Here is an 18,531-nt window from a genome sequence, read left to right as displayed (position 1 = left end):
GGTTCTATTTTAAATAAGCCCTTATTTTGTTTGCTAATTCCCCTGCCCAAAGCTGATAAATCTCTTTACTTGGATGAAAACCATCCTCCGCCATGTCTAAATCTAAAGCATTAAAATGGGCTAAATCAAATTGAATCAATTGATAATTAGATTTACTTTTTACAAACTGCGCTAATTTTTGATTCATTTCACTCGAATACTGTCCAAACAGCCATCCAAGCGGATTGGGTAATGCTGGAAATAGATTCATTGGTGGTACACCCGTGACCAATACCAATTTGGGTGTAAATTTATTCTCAATTTCTTTATAGAAGTTTTGTTGTTGTTGAATCCATTTTTTCGGTGAGCTTAATTTGGTTACATCATTAACACCAACAGATGTAATCACCACATCAAAATCATGACTCTCAAGTAACTGAGTTCTTTCTAAAACTTGTAACGTGGTATCGCCTGTTTTTGCTTCCAGTTGATAACTGATTTCAAAATCTTGTTTTAATTCATCTAAAACAGCACCCAATAATGCATCTGATTGTGTTTCTACACCGACACCCGCCGCAGCAGAATCACCCAAAATTAAAATAGATAATGGTTTTCCTTGACCAACTTTTCCATAACGAATACCTATTGCTTCTGGTAAACGAAGCGTATTCTTTTTTACATGATAGCCTTGAATCAATAATGCAGGGATTAAAGCAACAGTAGAAATTTTTAAAAACATTGAATACCATTCAAAAGAATATTTACCAGTATAAGCATATCGAAAAATGTTACTGACTAAAATCTATTAAAAAGGATGTTTATCCCAAATTTAAAAAATTCAAGGCGAAAGCAAATATAAATGTCCCAATAAATTCAAAAATTAATATTGAATTTTTCTTACCCTTTGAGATCAAATGTGCATTATAAGATCCGATTAAAATAACACCGACATACATCACTTTTTGGGTTTCGGAAAGTTGTAAAAGGCACAGTTGAATTTCACAGGATTTATCAAAGAAAAATAAATAACTCACTCGCGCAATGATGACCAAAACACTACTGACAATAAAACCTAAAATTGCGTACATATAATTGAACCTTTTATTTTGATTATTGTTTTTATTGAGTGATAAAACATATTTTATCACTCATCACATTTCTTTTGATCAATTAGCTCGTTAATTAGCCCAATTTATTGACAATTTTTAAAGGCAATACTTTCATTGCAAGACCTAATGGTAACCATGGCCATTGTGGAACATAAGCTTTAACAGGTTGTTTTTCAATGGCTTTGACTAATAAATGTGAGCCTGTTTCCACATCAACCTCGAAAGGTAGTTTTTTAGCACCTTCATTGATTTCAGTACGAATATAACCAGGATAAATTGTTGAAACTTTAATCTTAGTATCAATCAATTCCGCACGAATACCTTCAGCCAATGCTGCAACACCTGCTTTACTTGCGCCGTAAGCGGTTAAATGTTTTGGCATACCACGAATCGCACTCATGGATGAGATCACCACGAGATGACCAAACTTTTGTTCACGGAAAATTTCCACCGCAGCTTCGCACTGTGCTAAAGCAGAAATAAAATTGGTTTCTACCGTTGCACGGTTAATTTCAAATTTACCATTCCCAATACGACGTCCATCACCTACGCCCGCATTGACAATAATTCGATCAATCGAGCCAAAATCTTGTTTAAAATCACGAAAGACTTGAAATACTTGTTCGTAATGGGTCACGTCCAAAGTTTTAGCAATAACTTTTACGCCGTATTTTGACTCCAGTTCTTGTTTGAGCGTTTCAAGACGCTCTAAACGACGTGCGCAAATCGCCAAGTTATAACCTTTTTGTGCAAATTCACGTGCCATTCCTGCACCGATACCCGAACTTGCACCTGTAATTAAAATCGTTTTTGCCATGACAATACCCTTAATCCTTTGAATTTCTCGTTTGTTTTTCTCTCTTTAACCTAAATCCAAGTCAATAATTGTGGATCTTCAGCTTTGATAAAATGATGTTCATTTAAACTGAGCAATTGCGGTTCATTTCCAACCAAACGCAATGTCGTTAAACTGGTATTTGCGATCGCCCAATTTAAAGCAAAAGTTTTATTTGGATTCAGTTCTAAAAGCTTACCTGCAACCACAGAAATGACACCGCCAGAAGTAAATACCACCGCATAACGTGGCTTTGTTTTTGCCAATTCATCACACAAATTCTGTAATGCATTTTCAACACGATTCTTAAAATCTGGCCAAGCTTCATCATATTCATGATGAAATTCTCCACCTGTCCAGCGCTCAATCGCCCCTTCAAAAATCTTGGCGAGATATGCGCGTGGACTACTTTCTTTAGCCACTTCCTGTTTAAGCAAATGCGGTTCATTAAAACGTGGATCATACTGCGCAAAAACTTGTTGATGATTAAACTCATTCCAAGCACTATCGGTCACGATTTTTGCTTCAGGAAAACATTCCGCTAAAGCAAAATTGGCCGTTTGCTGATGTCGTTGCATTGAACCTGCAACGACATCAGGTTCTTCTTTCAAAATCTTATCGAAATATTGACCGAGTATTTTGGCTTGCAATTCGCCATTGGGAGAAAGTTTGTCATAACTTTCTGCACCAAAAGATGCCTGTCCATGACGAACCAGATAGATTGTGGTCATTTTCCTAATATTTCCTTAAATTTTTCAATATATTTATGTGCTACTTCATTGGCTTCAATTTTTTGCATACCAATCAATTTCAAAGCACGAATATGTAAGGCATGTATCACAATCCAAAAATCCTTAAATGCAGGATTATCGGTTTGTTTATGATAATAACGATAGTAAATTTGTTGTGCGATTACCGCCAAACGGAAAATTCCAAATACTTCGTAAAATGTCCAATTCTCAGGTTTTAAACCTGTTTTTTCTAGATAATAATCAACCACTTCTTTACGCGTGAACATCCCTTTTAAGTTGGTCGGTTGGCGACGAGTGGCTTTGAAAATTTGGTTATCGGTATCTTCAACCCAATACGCCAAAGCAGAACCTAAATCCATCAATGGATCACCGATCGTTGCCATTTCCCAATCCAATACGCCAATTACTTGAGTTGGATTGTTTGGATCAAGAATCACATTATCAAACCGCCAGTCATTATGAATTACACAACTGGTCGAATCAGCAGGAATATTTTCACTCAACCATTTACGAACATATTTAAAACTTGGCACATTGATGGTATGGGCTTTCTCGTAACGACTATCCCAACCTTCAACTTGACGACGGCAATAACCATCCCCTTTTCCGAGTTGTTCTAACTTAGTCCCTTGATACGGAACTTGATGTAATTCAATTAGTTTATCTAAAACATTGATACACAATTCACGAACTTGTTCTTCATTAAAATTCAATTCAGCAGGTAGCTTGGCACGAGGAATAATGCCTTCAATGCGCTTCATCACATAGAAATCACAACCAATCACTGATTCATCTTGGCATAAGGCAACCATTTCAGGAAGCACTGGATAATAAGGTGCAAGCCAATTTTGTACATTAAATTCACGCGCCATGTCATGTGCAGATTTGGCTTTTGTGCCTTTCGGTGGGCGGCGTAAAATTAAATCAGCATTGTCGTACTTTAAGCGATAAGTCCAATTTGAAGCACCACCAGAATATTGAGTGACTTCGACATTCCCCGAAATTTCTGAACCATTTTCAATGAGCCAATTCCCTACTGCACGAATATCCAGTTCCTCACCTTCACGTACATTTCCACCAACATCAATCACCGACATGTTTTTTCCCTGAATTAATTCTCTGACATTTCAAACGCGCATCACTTTGGTTGAGATATGTCTGAAATGTCATCTTTTTAAAGCCCTTAGTTGCAAAATATATACTTTTAAAAAGATCACTCTATTTATATAACATCTTGAATCAAATAAGGACTTTATTCACTAAAATTCACAAACTTTAATAAGCTTATTTTTTACGTGATCCATAACCACGTTTTTTAAGTTCAAGTTTTGCAATCATGCCTTTATGAACTTCATCAGGCCCATCGGCTAAACGTAGCGAACGTGCTTGTGCAAAGAAACCTGTCAATGGTGTATCGCGTGAAACGCCCATACCACCATGCAGTTGGATTGCCATATCCACCACTTTTTCGAGCACAGATGGTGCAACCACTTTAATCGCTGAAATTTCTGTCAGTGCTGCCATATTGCCTTGTGTATCCATTTTATAAGCAGCATATAAGGTCAATAAACGAGCTTGGTCAATTGCAACGCGTGCTTCAGCAACGCGTTCTAAGTTTCCACCGAGTTTTAAAATTTCTTTACCAAAAGCTGTACGGCTCATGCCACGGTCAATCATTAACTCTAATGATTTTTCAGCAGCGCCAATGCAACGCATACAATGGTGAATACGACCTGGTCCTAAACGCCCCTGTGCAATTTCAAAACCTTGCCCTGCACCGCCAATAAAATTCGCTACAGGTACACGTACATTATCAAAGCTAATTTCACCGTGACCATGTGGTGCATCATAATCACCAAACACAGGGAGCATACGTTCAATCGTCACCCCAACAGCATCCACAGGAACTAAAACCATCGAATGCTGATGATGACGGTCTTTGGTTTCATCTGGGGTATGCGCCATAAAAATAATGATTTTTGCATTTGGATCGCCTAAACCTGAAGACCACCATTTACGACCATTGAGAACAATGTCATCACCATCGACCACAGCAGTGGCTTGCATATTGGTGGCATCGGATGAGGCAACCGCTGGTTCAGTCATACAAAATACAGAGCGAATTTTTCCTGCTAATAAGGGTTTCAACCATCGTTCTTTTTGTGCTTCTGAACCATAGCGCCACAAAACTTCCATATTGCCACTGTCAGGTGCATTGCAGTTAAATACGGTTGGTGCAATCAAACTGCGTCCTGAAAGTTCTGCGATATGGGCATATTCCTGCACAGATAAGCCAGCCCCCAATACTGGATCTGGCAAGAACATGTTCCAAAGCCCAGCGTCTTTCGCTTTATTTTTTAATACTTCAAGTTGTGCAGGCCATTGCCATTTGGTCCAATCACCACCTTGATTCAAATGATGTACTTCATTCCAAAATTCTGTTTCTACGGGCTCGATTTCATTTTTGATAAAAGCTTTTGTGCGTTCTACAAAATCCTGTGCGCGTGCTGAAAGTTCAAACATCCTGCTCTTCCTGTCAAATGATTGAAAAAATAAATTAAAAAAAATAATCTGTTTTCATAAATATTGGTGCTTTACTTACATTAGCTGAAAAACTAATATGAACAAAATGATTTAATTCCATATATATCTATGAATAGTATTCATAACAAATCTCATCTCGATATGGCAATTTTTCACCATATTGACATTAATTTATATCCACTTTTTATTACGATTTATGAGCAAAAAAGTATTTCTAAAGCGGCTCAAATTTTGTGCATTACCCAATCAGCAGCCAGTCATGCTTTACAACGACTTAGACAACATTTAAAAGATGATTTGTTTGTACGTGCTGGCAGTAAAATGTTGCCTACACCGTTTGCAGAGCAAATTTATCAACCTGTGCAAGATGCACTCTTGGCTTTTCAAAGTATTTCTAAGCAAAAACAGATGTTTGATCCAAGTATGGTACAGACTTTAAAAATTGCCGTACATGATGAAATTGAACCGATTATCTTTCCTAAACTGATTCAACATTTTCAAAAGCTTAATTTAGGGATTCATTTTCAAAGTTGTAAATTAGATCGTAAAAATGTTGTTGCTGATTTAGCATCGCAACAAATAGATTTTGTTATTGATCTTGAACAAAATTATGGCGAGAAGATTCTCTATCAAAACTTAGAGCAAGACCAGTTTGTCATCTGTACCCAACAAAGTGAAATGAATAGCGAATTGTATTTTTCAGCACCACATATTGGTGTTTCATCACGGCGCACTGGGGTTCTCTTAGAGGATATGTATTTGAATAAAAAACAATATGTTCGAGAGATTTTTATGCGCTGTCAGCATTATTCAACTGCACTACAAGTCCTTGCTCAATCTCCTGAAGTGATGCTCACCATTCCTAGACAAATATTGTCTCATTTAAATATTGCTGAGAATATTCATATTTTTGAACATCCAATTGAATTGCCTATGTTAAATATGGGAATTTATTGGCATCGAGATTTAAAAGAAAATTCGAGACATGCTTATTTGAGAAACCAAATTTTTAAAATATTTGCTTAGGCTATTTTAAAAGATTATTTATTGTTCAACAATCTACGCTGTTTTTGATTGTTTATCGGCTCTTTTTTGCATAGTATGTGCACGATAATTTTAACATTCTTTATAAAAACAAAGTTCAGGAACTATCATGAACCCTCTAGAAACACAAACTACAGCAGCTTTAACAAATCCATCATCTTATTCACAGGATAAAGATAATCCATTTTCACCCAAGGGGCGTTTTAGTCGACTGTCTTATCTTGCGTGGATGTTTATCGTCGGAATGCTTTATACATGTACCCTCTTCATCGTCGCTGGTATCGCTAGTGTTGCTTTTTTGAAGTCTGGTGCATTTACCTTTGAAATATTATTTCAATCTGGCTTAGGCTATTTTGTTATATTTCTCTTTTCAGCAGTTATCCTTGCTTTCGCCATTATTTCTACTTGTATTTCAATCCGTCGTATCCATGATTTAGACAAAAGTGGTTGGTTATGGCTATTGTTCTTAATTCCTTTGATCAATGTTATTTTTGGAATCTATATCATGTGTGCCAAAGGTACAGATGGGGACAATAAATACGGACCACAACGTGCTACAGAACAAACTGAAAAACTGCTTGGCACTCTCTACGCTGTTTTCCTCGCTATTTTCATCGTTGCTTATGGATCAATCGCAGTATGGATGCTATCTATGCAAAATAGTCTAAATCAACAGATGAATACGATAGAAATGGCTGAGCAAGATGATTCTAATCTAGCACAACAGCTTGAAAATATGGAACAAGAAATAGAACATTCCACTGATGAAATTGAACAGCAAGCAGAAGTAATTGAAGAAAGTAGTGAAGCGGTAAATCAATCAGCAGAAGATGCTGTTGAAGCGGCAAATGCTGCAGCAGAGGCTACAGAAAGTCAAATTGTTCAAGAAGCCAATCAAAGATAAAAAGGATATTCATCTACCTTTTTCATTAAGTTTCTACTTCATAATCGTGAGTCATTCAAAAAATGAGGAACTTAGTTCCTCATTTTTTGAACATCATAATGTTTAATCAATATGCCAATTGAATCAACATCCTAAAAAATCCTGCAATCACAGCAAGTGTTAGAAAACCACCTAGCCATAAAACGATAAACCATTGAGTTTGAGATAATTTCAATGTCGTCACCTCTATTTCTATGTTCAATATGCCAATGAAGTATCAAAATTGCTTAGGCTATTTACACCGCCTAAGCAAACCGATTGGCTTAAAACTTAATGATAACCTTCATCACCCACACGGACTTTGTCACGGAATACCCAATATGACAGCCCTGTATAGATCAAAATGATTGGAATCAAAATCAATGCACCAATTAAAGCAAATAATTGACTGCTTTGTGGAGCTGCAGCGTCCCAAATCGTAATTGATGGCGGAATGATGTATGGCCATAGGCTGATCATAAAGCCTGTATAAGCAAGGAAAACCAAAGCCAAAGTATAGATAAATGGGCTCAATTCAGCGCGATTCTTACATGCACGTAGAACAAGCCATGTAAAAATCACCACCAAAATTGGTACAGGGCTAAAATACATCAACTGCGGTTGGCTGAACCAACGTGTCGCAATTTCAGGATGCGCCATCGGTGTATAAATACTCACTGCCCCAAAGATCACGAATAGAGCAATGATCATTTTCGGCATGAGTTTATACATACGATCTTGCAAGTCATGATCCGTTTTAAAGATCAACCAACCACATCCCAAAGCGGCATAAAGTACAACCACCCCAATCCCTGTAAATACAGTAAATGGAGTCAGCCAATCTAGCCCCCCACCCGCATACATGTGATTTTCAACTTTAATGCCTTGGATATATGCACCCAAGATCATGCCTTGGAAAAAACTCGCAAGAATAGAACCACCAATAAATGCTTTATCCCATAAATGCTTGGTACGATTGGCTTTAAAGCGGAATTCAAAAGCCACCCCACGGAAGATTAAAGCGATGACCATGAAAATAATCGGTAAATATAAAGCGGATAATACAGTGGCATAGACCATCGGGAATGCTGCATATAATGCAGCACCACCAAGTACCATCCATGTTTCATTTCCATCCCACACAGGTGCGACAGTATTCATCATTACATCGCGTTCATGTTGATCTTTGAAGAATGGAAATAAAATCCCGATTCCCAAATCAAAACCATCCAACACCACGTAGATAAATACGCCAATGGCAATAATAACAATCCAAATCAGAGATAAATCAATCATTATTTACGCTCCTGTTCATTGCTATTTTGAGTATTCGCATCAACATCCAGGCTTTCTTCTACTGTACTGAGTGGGCGTTTAGAAGCAAGGATCACCGCTTCTTCGCTATGGACAATTCCCTCAGGGCTTGCATGGATAAACTCAGGACCTTTATGCATCAGTTTCAGCATGTAATAAATCCCGATTCCGAATACCACGCAGTACACCACCACGAAAATAATCAAAGTCAAACCGACTTGTTCCGCAGATACAGGCGACAAGGCATCTTTAGTGCGCATTACACCATAGACCACCCACGGCTGACGACCGACTTCAGTGGTAAACCAACCTGCAAGTAAGGCAATGAAACCAGAAGGTCCCATCACAAAGGCAAAACGATGTAACCATTTATTTTCATACAGCTTGCCACCTTTGCGTAATACCAATGCAAATAGTGCCAACAGAATCATTAGTACGCCTAATCCGACCATGATGCGGAAGCTCCAAAACACCACCAATGAGTTTGGACGATCTTCTTTGGCAAATTCTTTTAAGCCTTTCACCTCTCCATCCATACTATGGGTCATGATCAAGCTGCCCAAGTTTGGAATACCAATCGCATATTTCGTTTCTTCTGCTTCCATATCAGGAATACCGAATAAATATAACGGCATACCTTCGCCTTTATTGGTTTCCCAATGCCCTTCAATGGCAGCCAATTTGGCAGGTTGATGTTTCAAGGTATTCAAACCGTGATTATCACCAATGATCACTTGTAAAGGTGCAAGGATGAGAATCATCCACATTGCCATGGAAAATGACTTTTTCACCAAAGCATCACGGCGACCCTTGAGCAAATGCCAACCTGCTGTTGATGCAACTAAAAGTGCTGAAACAAGGAATGCTGCTGCAGCCATGTGGGCTAAACGATATGGAAATGATGGGTTAAATACGATTGCAAACCAATCTTGCGGCACGATGATGCCATTTTCAATACTAAAGCCTTGCGGGGTTTGCATCCAACTGTTAGAGGACAAAATCCAAAACATCGAAATACAGGTTCCGACTGCTACCATGGCTGTAGCAAAGAAATGCGCCCGAGGTCCTACACGCCCCCAACCAAACAGCATGATACCGAGGAAGCCTGCCTCTAAGAAAAATGCACTTAAAACTTCATAAGTTAATAGTGGACCTGTTACAGAACCTGCAACACGGGAAAATTCACTCCAATTGGTACCGAACTGATAACTCATCACCACACCGGATACCACGCCCATACCAAAAGCCACGGCGAAAATTTTGACCCAAAACTTAAATAAGTCTTGATATACAGGGTCTTTGGTTTTTAACCAACGCCATTCCAACACAGCAAGAAAGCTCGCTAAACCAATTGAAATTGCAGGGAAAATAATGTGAAAAGACACAGTAAAAGCAAACTGAATGCGTGCCAATTCTAAAGCAGTAAATCCTAAACTCATGGCATCACCTTTTTCATCAAGAAAAGTTGAATTTTGTTTTCATACATGAACAAATTTTGCTGTATTTTTTCAGTATACATCCACACTTTTACTGAGATCTGTTGCTTTAATTTTGCAGAATTTTTAAACAATCCTAAAAAAAGCATGCAAGTCTCTTTTCCTTCAAATCTAAGGAAATTTTGATTAATCATCATCTGTCTCTATAAAAACGATTTTCGAATACAGCCAACGATTGAGAACACGTTATCGTTCAAGATCGCTGACCGATGAATATGTTTATGCGAAGACAGTGGGTGGGGCTCGCCCTTGAGGAATGAGGAATAGACGTTGTAATAGAAAATAGACATGTTGAAAGGCTTCAACAAATGCCATTAACTTGACTTGAATACGAACCAGAATCTCTTGTACACCAACTTCAGGTGGCATCACTAAGTTGCCATAGACCACACAATATTGGCATTGATGGTTCATGTCATGATGATTATGCCCTGTTGTAGAGCGTTGTTCATCTTGATCCGCATGTAAATAGTGATGAATAAAACTGCTTTCAGGCTGTTTTGAAAAATCTTGTAAATGATGATGAGAGAAGTCTTGAGATTCTGAGTTTAAATTATGCGAATGAGACGGACGCAATAAAGACTGAGTAATGTCTTCACAGACCGGAGCAATTTGATATTGCTCTGGTAATAGCGGTTGTAAGAATACCGCAAGCTGTAAAAATACTGTTGCAAAAGCCAGCAACAGACCACTACGTCTTAGCACATGCATTGCTCATATTGGGAGAGAGATAAAAAGTTTTTGCTTTGGTTACTATAGAAATATTTAACAAGATTAAATAATCAATAGAATAAAAACCAAGCGCATTACTCGACTTTTCAATCTTTACTATAGTCTATTTAAAATTTAATTCAAAGCATCTTTAGCATTTTTTTAGCAATACTTTTCTTTTTTATTCATTAAGGATTTTTCTTACTTAAGGTGAATAAAATCACCACACGAGAAGATTACGAGTTAAATGATGATGGACTTTGCTTAATTGTCTGTTGAATGAAGTCTGTTAAATACTCAGGCATTTGTTGTACATAGCGTCCAATCGCATAAATTACACGAGATTTATTTATTAAATCTAAAATATCATTCGATTTTTTTGAAAAACCTTAGATATATCCTCGGGAAAAACCGATACATCAGAAAATATTACATAGATATTCTAATTAATACTTTTAAATTAAATGATCAGAATCTAAGGTGTTAAAACAAAAAAAGTAGATACGAATATCTACTTTTTTATAAGCTTTTTTAAAATTATGATTTAATTCTTTTGAATAAATTATTTAAACACACGGAAACGTTGCGCACGATCCATATATTCTTTTTCACCAGCTGATGCTTCGATTGAACCAAAGACCAATTGTGCACGAAGTTTCCAGTTTGCAGGTAGATTCCACTGTGCAGCAACTTTTTCATCAACGAGCGGATTGTAGTGTTGCAGTGATGCGCCAATACCTTGCTCTGCTAATGCCGTCCACACTGCAAATTGTGCAATCCCTGTAGACTGCTCTGACCAAATTGGGAAATTGTCTGCATAACCTGGAAATTGATCTTGCAAGGTTTTCACCACATCTTGATCTTCAAAGAACAACGCTGTTCCAAAACCTGCTGCAAAACTATCAATTTTAGCATTAGTCGCTGCAGCAGCTTCTTCATTCGGTGCAAATGGTTTAAGCACTTCTTTAACAATATCCCAATATTTTTGATGCTCTTGATTAAACAAAATCACCACACGTGAAGTTTGTGAGTTAAAAGCTGAAGGACTATTGGCAACTGTGGTTTGAATGAGTTCAGCGACTTCGTCTGCGCTAAACTTTACATTTTTACCAATGGCATAAATAGAACGACGATTTTTAATTAAATCATTAAAATCTTTTGACATTTTAACTCCACTTTTAAATACGTGACTGATATAACTTTTTATCATTTAAACATGGAATGTCACGACTTCTATGATATTTACGTTAAAACTGTGTAATTTTTAGATTCCAATCGACAACATTTTTTTACTTTTCATAAGTTATAAATATAACAACAAATACTCCACGACTATTTTCATTTAGAAATAAAAAGGGGCAAAAGCCCCTAATTTTAATCTAAGTAATAATCAAAAATTTGCATTCAATACTTTTGCTGAAACTGTATTTTTCCAAAGATCTCGCAACGTCGGTAAATAAAATTTTTCACCTAATTCAACAAGTTCGGCATCAATCAAAGCATGCGTTTCATGCATCAATAAATAATCCAGCTCTACTGTCAATAACTGCTGTTGCTTTTTAGCAAACTCCTTGCGTTTTGCCTGCGCTTGCTTAAGCAATTGATCTGCAAAATTCTTATTTTTATATTGGCTAATGGCTTGTAAGCGTAGTTCAATCACACCCCAACCCGTTAAAAACTTCTTAAATGTTTCAAAATCTTCAGTTGTCGATTCCCAAGTCATTTTATCCAAATCTTCATCTTCTGGAAGTACAGGCAATAGAAGCTCCATCACACTTGGAAATATTTTTTTGAAATTTAAAATAAATTTAACAGGATGCTCACCTGGATAATCTTTGAATTGAACATTTTCCTGAACATCCGTTAAATATATAGAGAGCATTAATATAACCTTTGATAACTAGCTGTATTTTAATGATTAATTACCACCTTGCAAAACAAATACAAAGTGAGTTTAAAACATTAACAAAATTAAAAATGCATTTTATCAACTATGACAGTGAATTCAATGCAAAGGTTCTCACCAAGATTGTTAATGGTTAGATTTGATGCGTTTAAGATTGGAGATCATTTCAAATGGAATGTCTTCGATACATTCTACATTTAAAACGCGGATGTATGTGCTTTTTAAATAATTCTTAGGGCTAAGATCTATCTTTGAGGCAATGTAAGTCAAATTTAAAAACCATTAAGAAAATCACATTAAATAATGCGCTATTTAGCAAAGTTCTATTCAACAAATTTTCTTTCACAATATTTATAATTTTCCTCTTTACTGACATGTCCATTAGCATGCACACAGGAACAAAACAAAATTGCCTTGTTATAGGGAATCCTTTCTGGAACATCCACGCCATAACACTTCGTGTCAATATCAGACAACCGATTCGCAACGAACCACTCTCCAGAATAAAATGGATAGGCGAAACCACCAACAACGATCAAAAATAGAATAATAATGGGGAGATTGCTTTTAATATAATGAATCATTTGGCTTAAAATTTTGTACGAAGGTTTACTTTGAAAACGTAATGATAAAGTAACATTTATTAACGACCAATAAAAAAGATGTCCAAGCGCCCTACTTCATTGCTTTAAATCTGCTTAAACTCTATTTTGGGTGATCAACTAAGCAATCCGCTCATATTGCTGCATGGTTATATGCCACGTTTGAAATATATCCACATGACGTCTTAAAAAGACAGTGTTTTATTTGAAAATATTGTCAATCATTTTGTTGGCAGTTTAAATCAGCATACAATTTTGAACACGATCAAAAAATATAATTATTATTTTCACATTATACCCACTATAAAATGAAAGCCCACTCATGTGAGCTTCTTTTATACGACTTTACTCTAACACTATCTACGCATATATGATTTCCACTACATATAAGGCAGATATGCATAAGAGTAAAAATACGATCAATTATGCAACTGAATGATTATTTAACATTTGGATGAACCATTTTTTCAGGTTGTACCACTTCATCAAATTGCTCAGGAGTGACAAAGCCCAACTCGACCGCCACTTCTTTTAAAGTTTTACCTTGTTTATAAGCTGTTTTTGCAACCTTCGCTGCATTTTCATAGCCAATCACAGGATTTAAAGCTGTCACGAGCATCAACGAGTTATGTAAGAAATAATCAATTTTCTCACGATTTGGTTCAATCCCTACCGCACAATGCTCATCAAAGCTATTACATGCATCACCAAGCAATTGAATCGATTGAACAATGTTATAAGCCATCACAGGCATGAATACATTTAGTTCAAAATTTCCAGAGGCCCCAGCAATATTAATGGTCGTATCATTGCCCATTACTTGTGCAACCACCATGGTCATCGCTTCACATTGGGTTGGATTCACTTTACCTGGCATAATGCTTGAACCAGGTTCATTTTCTGGAATAAGCAATTCACCCAAACCGCAACGTGGGCCACTCGCCAACCAACGCACATCATTGGCGATTTTATTCAGACTCGCGGCTAAAGTTTTTAAGGCACCTGAAGCAAAAACTACAGCATCACGACCTGCAAGCGCTTCAAATTTATTTGGATTGGTAATGAATGGTAAGCCTGTCAAATTTGCCAATTGTTCAGCCGCTTTTTCAGCATAATCAGGATGCGCATTTAAACCTGTGCCCACAGCTGTCCCGCCTAATGGCAACTCATAGATCCAGACCAGTGCTTGCTTTAAGCGCTTTAAACCATGGTCAAGTTGTGCCACATAACCACTAAATTCTTGCCCTAGCGTTAATGGCGTTGCATCTTGTAAATGGGTACGCCCAATTTTGACAATATCATTAAACTCTTCAGACTTACGCTGCAAAGTGTCACGCAGTCGTTCTACTGCTGGAATGAGTAATTCATTGATCTGAATCGCTGTAGCAACATGAATTGCTGTAGGAAATGAATCATTGGTAGATTGCGCACGATTGACATGATCATTTGGATGAACAGGTTTTTGTGAACCTAAAGGATTTCCTAGTTTTTGATTGGCAATATTGGCGATCACCTCATTACAGTTCATGTTACTTTGCGTACCCGAACCTGTTTGCCAAACCACTAAAGGAAATTGTGAATCCCATTTTCCTGAGATCACTTCATCGGCAGCATCTACAATGTATTGAGATAAATCTTGAGGAATTTGATTGAGTTCAGCATTGGTGATTGCAGCGGCTTTTTTCACTAAACCCATTGCACGAATCATCGGACGTGGCATGTGTTCTGTGCCGATCTTGAAATTCTGTACACTACGTTGAGTCTGCGCGCCCCACAATGCCTCACTTGGAACTTCTACATCGCCCATGGTGTCATGTTCAATACGTGTTTGCATTTTCAACCTCTTATTTATCCATGTTTTAGTTTCAAGAAAAGCTTGGTTACAATCGTTGTACTGTCTTGAAAAAATAATGCACAGATTAGCTTTGATACATTATTTTGAATACAAACAGCCATTCGTACTTTTGCCTTGATCAATTCATGCTAAACAAATCGGCAGAAAATGTAAATGATAATTATTTTCAATAAAATATCATCTGTTGCATATTTATCGATTATTTAACGTGTTTTGATAAAAACGCCATTCATCCTCAATCATTTGGTTAATTGAACGTTGCGCTTTCCAATTTAAAACTTTAAATGCTTTCTCACTGGTTGATGCCACTTGTTCTAATTCATTGATTTTGTAAGTCGCATCAATATGATGAATCTTAGACTGGGTGACTTCTTCAACACTTTGCGTCAATTCTTGGATTGATGCAACTGTTCCAGCAATATCAAAACTTTCCAATATATTGTCTTGTTCATTTAACCAATGCAGACTCGATTTAACAGCTTCACACACATCTAATACATGCACAAAACTACGTTCCACGGTTTGATCTTTAGTATTGGCAAAACGTTGTAGCTCAATTAAATCACGCTGTTGTGCAGCAACTTGTAATAACACAGGCAACACATTTTTAGGCAAAGGCACCACAAATTCACCTAATACACCGTGTTCAAAAGCACCGCCCACATTGGCAACTCGCAAAATTGCCATTTTCCATTCTTGATCGGTTTTAAACGTATCTCGAATGATTTCTTCAATCATTTGTTGTGATTTTATATAAGGATTTGGATATGAATAATTAATTTCCGTTTGTTCATTTAAATACAAACTGGACTGACCATAGACCATTAAACTGGAAATGTGAATAAATTTGCGTACACCTGTTCGTTGCATAGCTCGCAATAAACTCATGATACAACTGAGATTATCGTTATAATATTCAAGCGGTTTTAAGTTTGACTCTTCAACAGATTTAAAACCTGCACAATGAACAACCGCATCGATTGAATATTGTTCAAATACTTTATTTAAAGCAGGTGTATTGCGAATATCAATTTTTACGAATGGAATGTACATTCGTGAAATAAATTCAAGTCGTTCCAATGACTGTAGATTTGCATTGGCGAGATTATCTACAATAACAACCTCTTGCCCCTGAGCCAGCAAACTTAAAACCACATGCGAGCCTATAAAGCCTAAACCACCAGTCACTAAAATCATTTATACTACCTATGATGATCAATTTCGAAAGTTATCGGGTTCGAAAATCTCAAATTTGAAAATTACCCAGTCTGGATGTTAGAAACGCTCCATTCTCTGATCCTCTACGTGAATCAAACTAAATGAGTACTCTATTACTAATCACGGCTGCACCAACGTCAATTCATGCATGGCATGCTTTGGGTTTGGCGCAAGCTTTAAAAGCAAAGAATCAAACCTTTCGTGTTTTTTTCTATCAGGATGCGGTGCAAGTGGCGAACAGCTTGCAGTGGGTTCCTGATGATCAACGTAATTTGTCTGTAGAATGGCAAAAACTCGCAATCCGACTTCCTGTCTGTGTGAGTGCTGCGCTTACGCGGGGAATTACAGATCAAGAGAATGCTAAACGTCATCAAATTCAAACCCATAATCTAGCTGATGGCTTTGAACTTGTAGGATTAGGTGAACTTGCAGATGCAGTCCAGTCTACAGAGCGTCTCATTCAATTCTAAGTGGATAATTCCATTAGACTGTTGCATTTAAAAGGTAATTTGTGTGAATACTGTACTTGTTGTTTTAACCCAAGCGAATTTGAATAGCTTAAATGTTCATGAAAGTCTATCTGCGACGATGGTACTCGCCACTTTTGGATGTGAAATCAAAGTTTTACTTAAAGATGCTGGATTAAGCCTGTTAAAATCTGAACTGAACTTTAATGGTCTTCAGCAAGCTTTTAAGTTGGCTTCAAATATGGTTGATAGTTTTGAATTCTATGATTTAACTCCAATTTTAGTAGAAAATGTGAATAAAAAATCGTGCTTTGTTACACAATCACAACAGGAAATTGAGTTTGTGGATTTTAATGCTGAATTGATCCAATCTTTTGATCATGTGTTGTATTGGTAAGTTTAATTTTCTGATTTTTTAGTATTGAATAGGTCGCCTAATATGACAACACAGACACTTTTTTTAATTCAATCTGATTATGCTCATACAGATCAGGTTTTGGATCAGTTAGAACAGATTCATAGTATCAATGATCATATTGTACTCACTGGTGATGCTGTTCTTTTTGCCCATGATATTCGTTTACAAAGTAAACAGAATCTTTATGTTTTGGAAAATGACGCAGAAATTTTGTCTGAATCGCTTCCAAGTCAGATTAAATTGATTTCATATGATCAATTTGCAGACTTGGTTTTAGACTTTACGCGTTGTATGAGTTTAAAATAGCTAACTAACTGGCACTTTTTTATCTTTTTATTTTTCGGTTGTATCGGGTTATTTATGAGTTTTGAATTAGACCAAGATGGTCATTTGGTTGATTATACGATTTGGGATGAAAATGTTGCCCAAGAACTGGCGAACACTTTAGATCTGCAATTGACACCTTGGCATTTTGAAGTTTTGCAAGCGGTGCGCCAGTTTTACGCACAGTTTGGACACTCACCCGCAACTCGCCCGTTAATTAAGTTTTTGATGAAAACGGTAAGTTCTGAGATTAATAATGCTGTATTACAAGAAAAATTTAATACAGGTTTAGTTGCTCGCCATTTGAGTCGTTTGGCGGGAGTTCCTAAACCTGCGAATTGTTTGTGATTAATTACATAAATTTGTAGTAAAACCATTTATTGAAAAATCGTAACTACTAACGATATCATCAGCAACATTAATTGAAAGTTCATGTGAACGCAACTTAATATTATAAACAAAATTATTTTGTGAATCTCCAGCACCTTCACTTTTTACTTTTATTATAGAAAATTTTGAATACAAGTCATTGATAACTTTTACCGATAATCCATTTTTCAATCCCTCAGAAGTTTTAGTATAATTATCTTCATTCATTATTTGAATCATCAAAAGATTATTATTCAACGTCCAGAAAACTTGATCCAAACCATTTGATGCATAAATTTTACAATTATTGACATCATCTATCCTAGTATAATCTGATAAATCATTCACTTGATTAAGAATATAACTTTTGTTATTAACCACTTGTGAAATATTTTTATTAAATTCATTATAATAAACTTTATTACAACCACTAACAAAACAAGTAATAAAAATCAAATTAAGTATCCGACTTAAATTCATAATCCAATCCTTTAACATGTAAATGATTATTATGCCGAGGAACGGTCATATTTTTACAATTTGGTAAAATATAATTAGTTTTCAAATCATAACGCTTCGTTAATTTAGTAGGATAATACTCACTATACATTTCTTTTGTTTTACCCCAACCAAATTTAATTAATGCATTCACAAACTTTAAAGTCG

Annotated in this window: 22 protein-coding genes and 1 pseudogene; 6 read left to right on the top strand and 17 right to left on the bottom strand. The window is 36.4% G+C overall.

The window, feature by feature from the left end; genetic code table 11:
* Positions 1-4: 4 nt before the first annotated feature.
* The 6 genes from EXE10_RS14940 to EXE10_RS14915 form a co-directional block, all read right to left on the bottom strand.
* Positions 5-718, bottom strand: a complete 714-nt coding sequence (locus EXE10_RS14940; RefSeq protein ID WP_130113892.1) for an SGNH/GDSL hydrolase family protein — start codon at positions 716-718, stop codon at positions 5-7.
* Positions 719-797: 79 nt separating this feature from the next.
* A complete protein-coding gene (locus EXE10_RS14935) occupies positions 798-1,067 on the bottom strand; it encodes a hypothetical protein (protein ID WP_130113891.1) in 270 nt (89 codons plus the stop codon).
* A 94-nt stretch (positions 1,068-1,161) separates the two neighbouring features.
* The gene (locus EXE10_RS14930) at positions 1,162-1,905 is read right to left on the bottom strand and encodes an SDR family oxidoreductase (protein WP_130113890.1); all 744 of its coding nucleotides are present in this window, start codon (positions 1,903-1,905) and stop codon (positions 1,162-1,164) included.
* Between the two features lie 50 nt (positions 1,906-1,955).
* Positions 1,956-2,654, bottom strand: coding sequence for a histidine phosphatase family protein (locus EXE10_RS14925; protein ID WP_130113889.1), 699 nt, complete (start codon positions 2,652-2,654; stop codon positions 1,956-1,958).
* Entirely contained in the window at positions 2,651-3,772 is a 1,122-nt protein-coding gene (locus tag EXE10_RS14920; protein WP_087553444.1) for a phosphotransferase family protein, read from the bottom strand. The genes EXE10_RS14925 and EXE10_RS14920 overlap by 4 nt, the downstream gene beginning before the upstream one ends.
* Positions 3,773-3,959: 187 nt before the next feature.
* A complete protein-coding gene (locus tag EXE10_RS14915) occupies positions 3,960-5,198 on the bottom strand; it encodes an acyl-CoA dehydrogenase family protein (RefSeq protein WP_130113888.1) in 1,239 nt (412 codons plus the stop codon).
* Positions 5,199-5,327: 129 nt separating this feature from the next.
* Here EXE10_RS14915 and EXE10_RS14910 point away from each other — a divergent pair, with 129 nt between their 5' ends.
* Complete coding sequence (locus EXE10_RS14910; protein WP_130113887.1) at positions 5,328-6,245, top strand: LysR family transcriptional regulator; 918 nt, start codon at positions 5,328-5,330, stop codon at positions 6,243-6,245.
* A 127-nt stretch (positions 6,246-6,372) separates the two neighbouring features.
* Positions 6,373-7,167, top strand: coding sequence for a DUF805 domain-containing protein (locus EXE10_RS14905; RefSeq protein WP_130113886.1), 795 nt, complete (start codon positions 6,373-6,375; stop codon positions 7,165-7,167).
* Positions 7,168-7,273: 106 nt separating this feature from the next.
* Here EXE10_RS14905 and EXE10_RS14900 read toward each other — a convergent pair whose 3' ends face one another.
* The 9 genes and pseudogenes from EXE10_RS14900 to EXE10_RS14855 form a co-directional block, all read right to left on the bottom strand.
* Positions 7,274-7,381, bottom strand: coding sequence for a DUF2474 family protein (locus EXE10_RS14900; protein ID WP_087553447.1), 108 nt, complete (start codon positions 7,379-7,381; stop codon positions 7,274-7,276).
* A gap of 95 nt (positions 7,382-7,476) precedes the next feature.
* Entirely contained in the window at positions 7,477-8,481 is a 1,005-nt protein-coding gene (gene cydB / locus EXE10_RS14895; protein ID WP_130113885.1) for a cytochrome d ubiquinol oxidase subunit II, read from the bottom strand.
* Positions 8,481-9,938 (bottom strand): cytochrome ubiquinol oxidase subunit I, encoded by a 1,458-nt coding sequence (locus EXE10_RS14890; RefSeq protein ID WP_068975985.1) that lies wholly within the window; start codon positions 9,936-9,938, stop codon positions 8,481-8,483. Before EXE10_RS14890 ends, cydB begins: the two co-directional genes overlap by 1 nt.
* Before the next feature lie 276 nt (positions 9,939-10,214).
* Positions 10,215-10,700: a DUF2946 domain-containing protein gene (locus EXE10_RS14885; protein WP_130113884.1), complete on the bottom strand. Its 486-nt coding sequence runs from the start codon at positions 10,698-10,700 to the stop codon at positions 10,215-10,217.
* A gap of 245 nt (positions 10,701-10,945) precedes the next feature.
* Positions 10,946-11,071, bottom strand: a pseudogene (locus tag EXE10_RS21940) (nitroreductase); the annotation flags it as partial.
* Positions 11,072-11,268: 197 nt separating this feature from the next.
* A complete protein-coding gene (locus EXE10_RS14875; RefSeq protein WP_130113883.1) occupies positions 11,269-11,871 on the bottom strand; it encodes a nitroreductase family protein in 603 nt (200 codons plus the stop codon).
* Between the two features lie 225 nt (positions 11,872-12,096).
* Entirely contained in the window at positions 12,097-12,588 is a 492-nt protein-coding gene (locus EXE10_RS14870; RefSeq protein WP_130113882.1) for a hypothetical protein, read from the bottom strand.
* 1,065 nt (positions 12,589-13,653) lie between these two features.
* Positions 13,654-15,048 (bottom strand): class II fumarate hydratase, encoded by a 1,395-nt coding sequence (fumC, locus tag EXE10_RS14860; RefSeq protein ID WP_068975991.1) that lies wholly within the window; start codon positions 15,046-15,048, stop codon positions 13,654-13,656.
* A gap of 213 nt (positions 15,049-15,261) precedes the next feature.
* Positions 15,262-16,266 (bottom strand): SDR family NAD(P)-dependent oxidoreductase, encoded by a 1,005-nt coding sequence (locus EXE10_RS14855; protein ID WP_130113880.1) that lies wholly within the window; start codon positions 16,264-16,266, stop codon positions 15,262-15,264.
* A 122-nt stretch (positions 16,267-16,388) separates the two neighbouring features.
* Here EXE10_RS14855 and tusD point away from each other — a divergent pair, with 122 nt between their 5' ends.
* The 4 genes from tusD to EXE10_RS14835 are packed head-to-tail and all read left to right on the top strand — an operon-like array spanning position 16,389 to position 17,844.
* Positions 16,389-16,757 carry a sulfurtransferase complex subunit TusD gene (tusD, locus tag EXE10_RS14850; RefSeq protein WP_068975993.1) on the top strand — a complete coding sequence of 123 codons (369 nt, stop codon included), beginning with the start codon at positions 16,389-16,391 and terminating at the stop codon, positions 16,755-16,757.
* A 43-nt stretch (positions 16,758-16,800) separates the two neighbouring features.
* The gene (locus tag EXE10_RS14845) at positions 16,801-17,151 is read left to right on the top strand and encodes a hypothetical protein (RefSeq protein WP_130113879.1); all 351 of its coding nucleotides are present in this window, start codon (positions 16,801-16,803) and stop codon (positions 17,149-17,151) included.
* A 42-nt stretch (positions 17,152-17,193) separates the two neighbouring features.
* Entirely contained in the window at positions 17,194-17,478 is a 285-nt protein-coding gene (locus EXE10_RS14840; protein WP_130113878.1) for a DsrH/TusB family sulfur metabolism protein, read from the top strand.
* 54 nt (positions 17,479-17,532) lie between these two features.
* The gene (locus EXE10_RS14835) at positions 17,533-17,844 is read left to right on the top strand and encodes a TusE/DsrC/DsvC family sulfur relay protein (RefSeq protein ID WP_130113877.1); all 312 of its coding nucleotides are present in this window, start codon (positions 17,533-17,535) and stop codon (positions 17,842-17,844) included.
* Here EXE10_RS14835 and EXE10_RS14830 read toward each other — a convergent pair whose 3' ends face one another.
* Positions 17,845-18,345: a hypothetical protein gene (locus tag EXE10_RS14830; RefSeq protein WP_130113876.1), complete on the bottom strand. Its 501-nt coding sequence runs from the start codon at positions 18,343-18,345 to the stop codon at positions 17,845-17,847.
* On the bottom strand, positions 18,323-18,531 hold a 209-nt coding region (locus EXE10_RS21755), incomplete at its 5' end, for a hypothetical protein (protein WP_213073857.1). The genes EXE10_RS14830 and EXE10_RS21755, both read right to left, overlap by 23 nt.

This window comes from Acinetobacter sp. WCHAc060033, from assembly GCF_004209125.1.
GTDB lineage: Bacteria > Pseudomonadota > Gammaproteobacteria > Pseudomonadales > Moraxellaceae > Acinetobacter > Acinetobacter wuhouensis.
This window is presented reverse-complemented; position numbering and strand designations above follow the sequence as displayed.

What these genes read in the sequence shown, in the direction of transcription:
- EXE10_RS14940 (WP_130113892.1), bottom strand. Translation starts at nt 718, where the DNA reads ATGTTTTTAAAAATTTCTACTGTTGCTTTAATCCCTGCATTATTGATT.
- EXE10_RS14935 (WP_130113891.1), bottom strand. Translation starts at nt 1,067, where the DNA reads ATGTACGCAATTTTAGGTTTTATTGTCAGTAGTGTTTTGGTCATCATT.
- EXE10_RS14930 (WP_130113890.1), bottom strand. Translation starts at nt 1,905, where the DNA reads ATGGCAAAAACGATTTTAATTACAGGTGCAAGTTCGGGTATCGGTGCA.
- EXE10_RS14925 (WP_130113889.1), bottom strand. Translation starts at nt 2,654, where the DNA reads ATGACCACAATCTATCTGGTTCGTCATGGACAGGCATCTTTTGGTGCA.
- EXE10_RS14920 (WP_087553444.1), bottom strand. Translation starts at nt 3,772, where the DNA reads ATGTCGGTGATTGATGTTGGTGGAAATGTACGTGAAGGTGAGGAACTG.
- EXE10_RS14915 (WP_130113888.1), bottom strand. Translation starts at nt 5,198, where the DNA reads ATGTTTGAACTTTCAGCACGCGCACAGGATTTTGTAGAACGCACAAAA.
- EXE10_RS14910 (WP_130113887.1), top strand. Translation starts at nt 5,328, where the DNA reads ATGAATAGTATTCATAACAAATCTCATCTCGATATGGCAATTTTTCAC.
- EXE10_RS14905 (WP_130113886.1), top strand. Translation starts at nt 6,373, where the DNA reads ATGAACCCTCTAGAAACACAAACTACAGCAGCTTTAACAAATCCATCA.
- cydB (WP_130113885.1), bottom strand. Translation starts at nt 8,481, where the DNA reads ATGATTGATTTATCTCTGATTTGGATTGTTATTATTGCCATTGGCGTA.
- EXE10_RS14890 (WP_068975985.1), bottom strand. Translation starts at nt 9,938, where the DNA reads ATGAGTTTAGGATTTACTGCTTTAGAATTGGCACGCATTCAGTTTGCT.
- EXE10_RS14875 (WP_130113883.1), bottom strand. Translation starts at nt 11,871, where the DNA reads ATGTCAAAAGATTTTAATGATTTAATTAAAAATCGTCGTTCTATTTAT.
- EXE10_RS14870 (WP_130113882.1), bottom strand. Translation starts at nt 12,588, where the DNA reads ATGCTCTCTATATATTTAACGGATGTTCAGGAAAATGTTCAATTCAAA.
- fumC (WP_068975991.1), bottom strand. Translation starts at nt 15,048, where the DNA reads ATGCAAACACGTATTGAACATGACACCATGGGCGATGTAGAAGTTCCA.
- EXE10_RS14855 (WP_130113880.1), bottom strand. Translation starts at nt 16,266, where the DNA reads ATGATTTTAGTGACTGGTGGTTTAGGCTTTATAGGCTCGCATGTGGTT.
- tusD (WP_068975993.1), top strand. Translation starts at nt 16,389, where the DNA reads ATGAGTACTCTATTACTAATCACGGCTGCACCAACGTCAATTCATGCA.
- EXE10_RS14840 (WP_130113878.1), top strand. Translation starts at nt 17,194, where the DNA reads ATGACAACACAGACACTTTTTTTAATTCAATCTGATTATGCTCATACA.
- EXE10_RS14835 (WP_130113877.1), top strand. Translation starts at nt 17,533, where the DNA reads ATGAGTTTTGAATTAGACCAAGATGGTCATTTGGTTGATTATACGATT.
- EXE10_RS14830 (WP_130113876.1), bottom strand. Translation starts at nt 18,345, where the DNA reads ATGAATTTAAGTCGGATACTTAATTTGATTTTTATTACTTGTTTTGTT.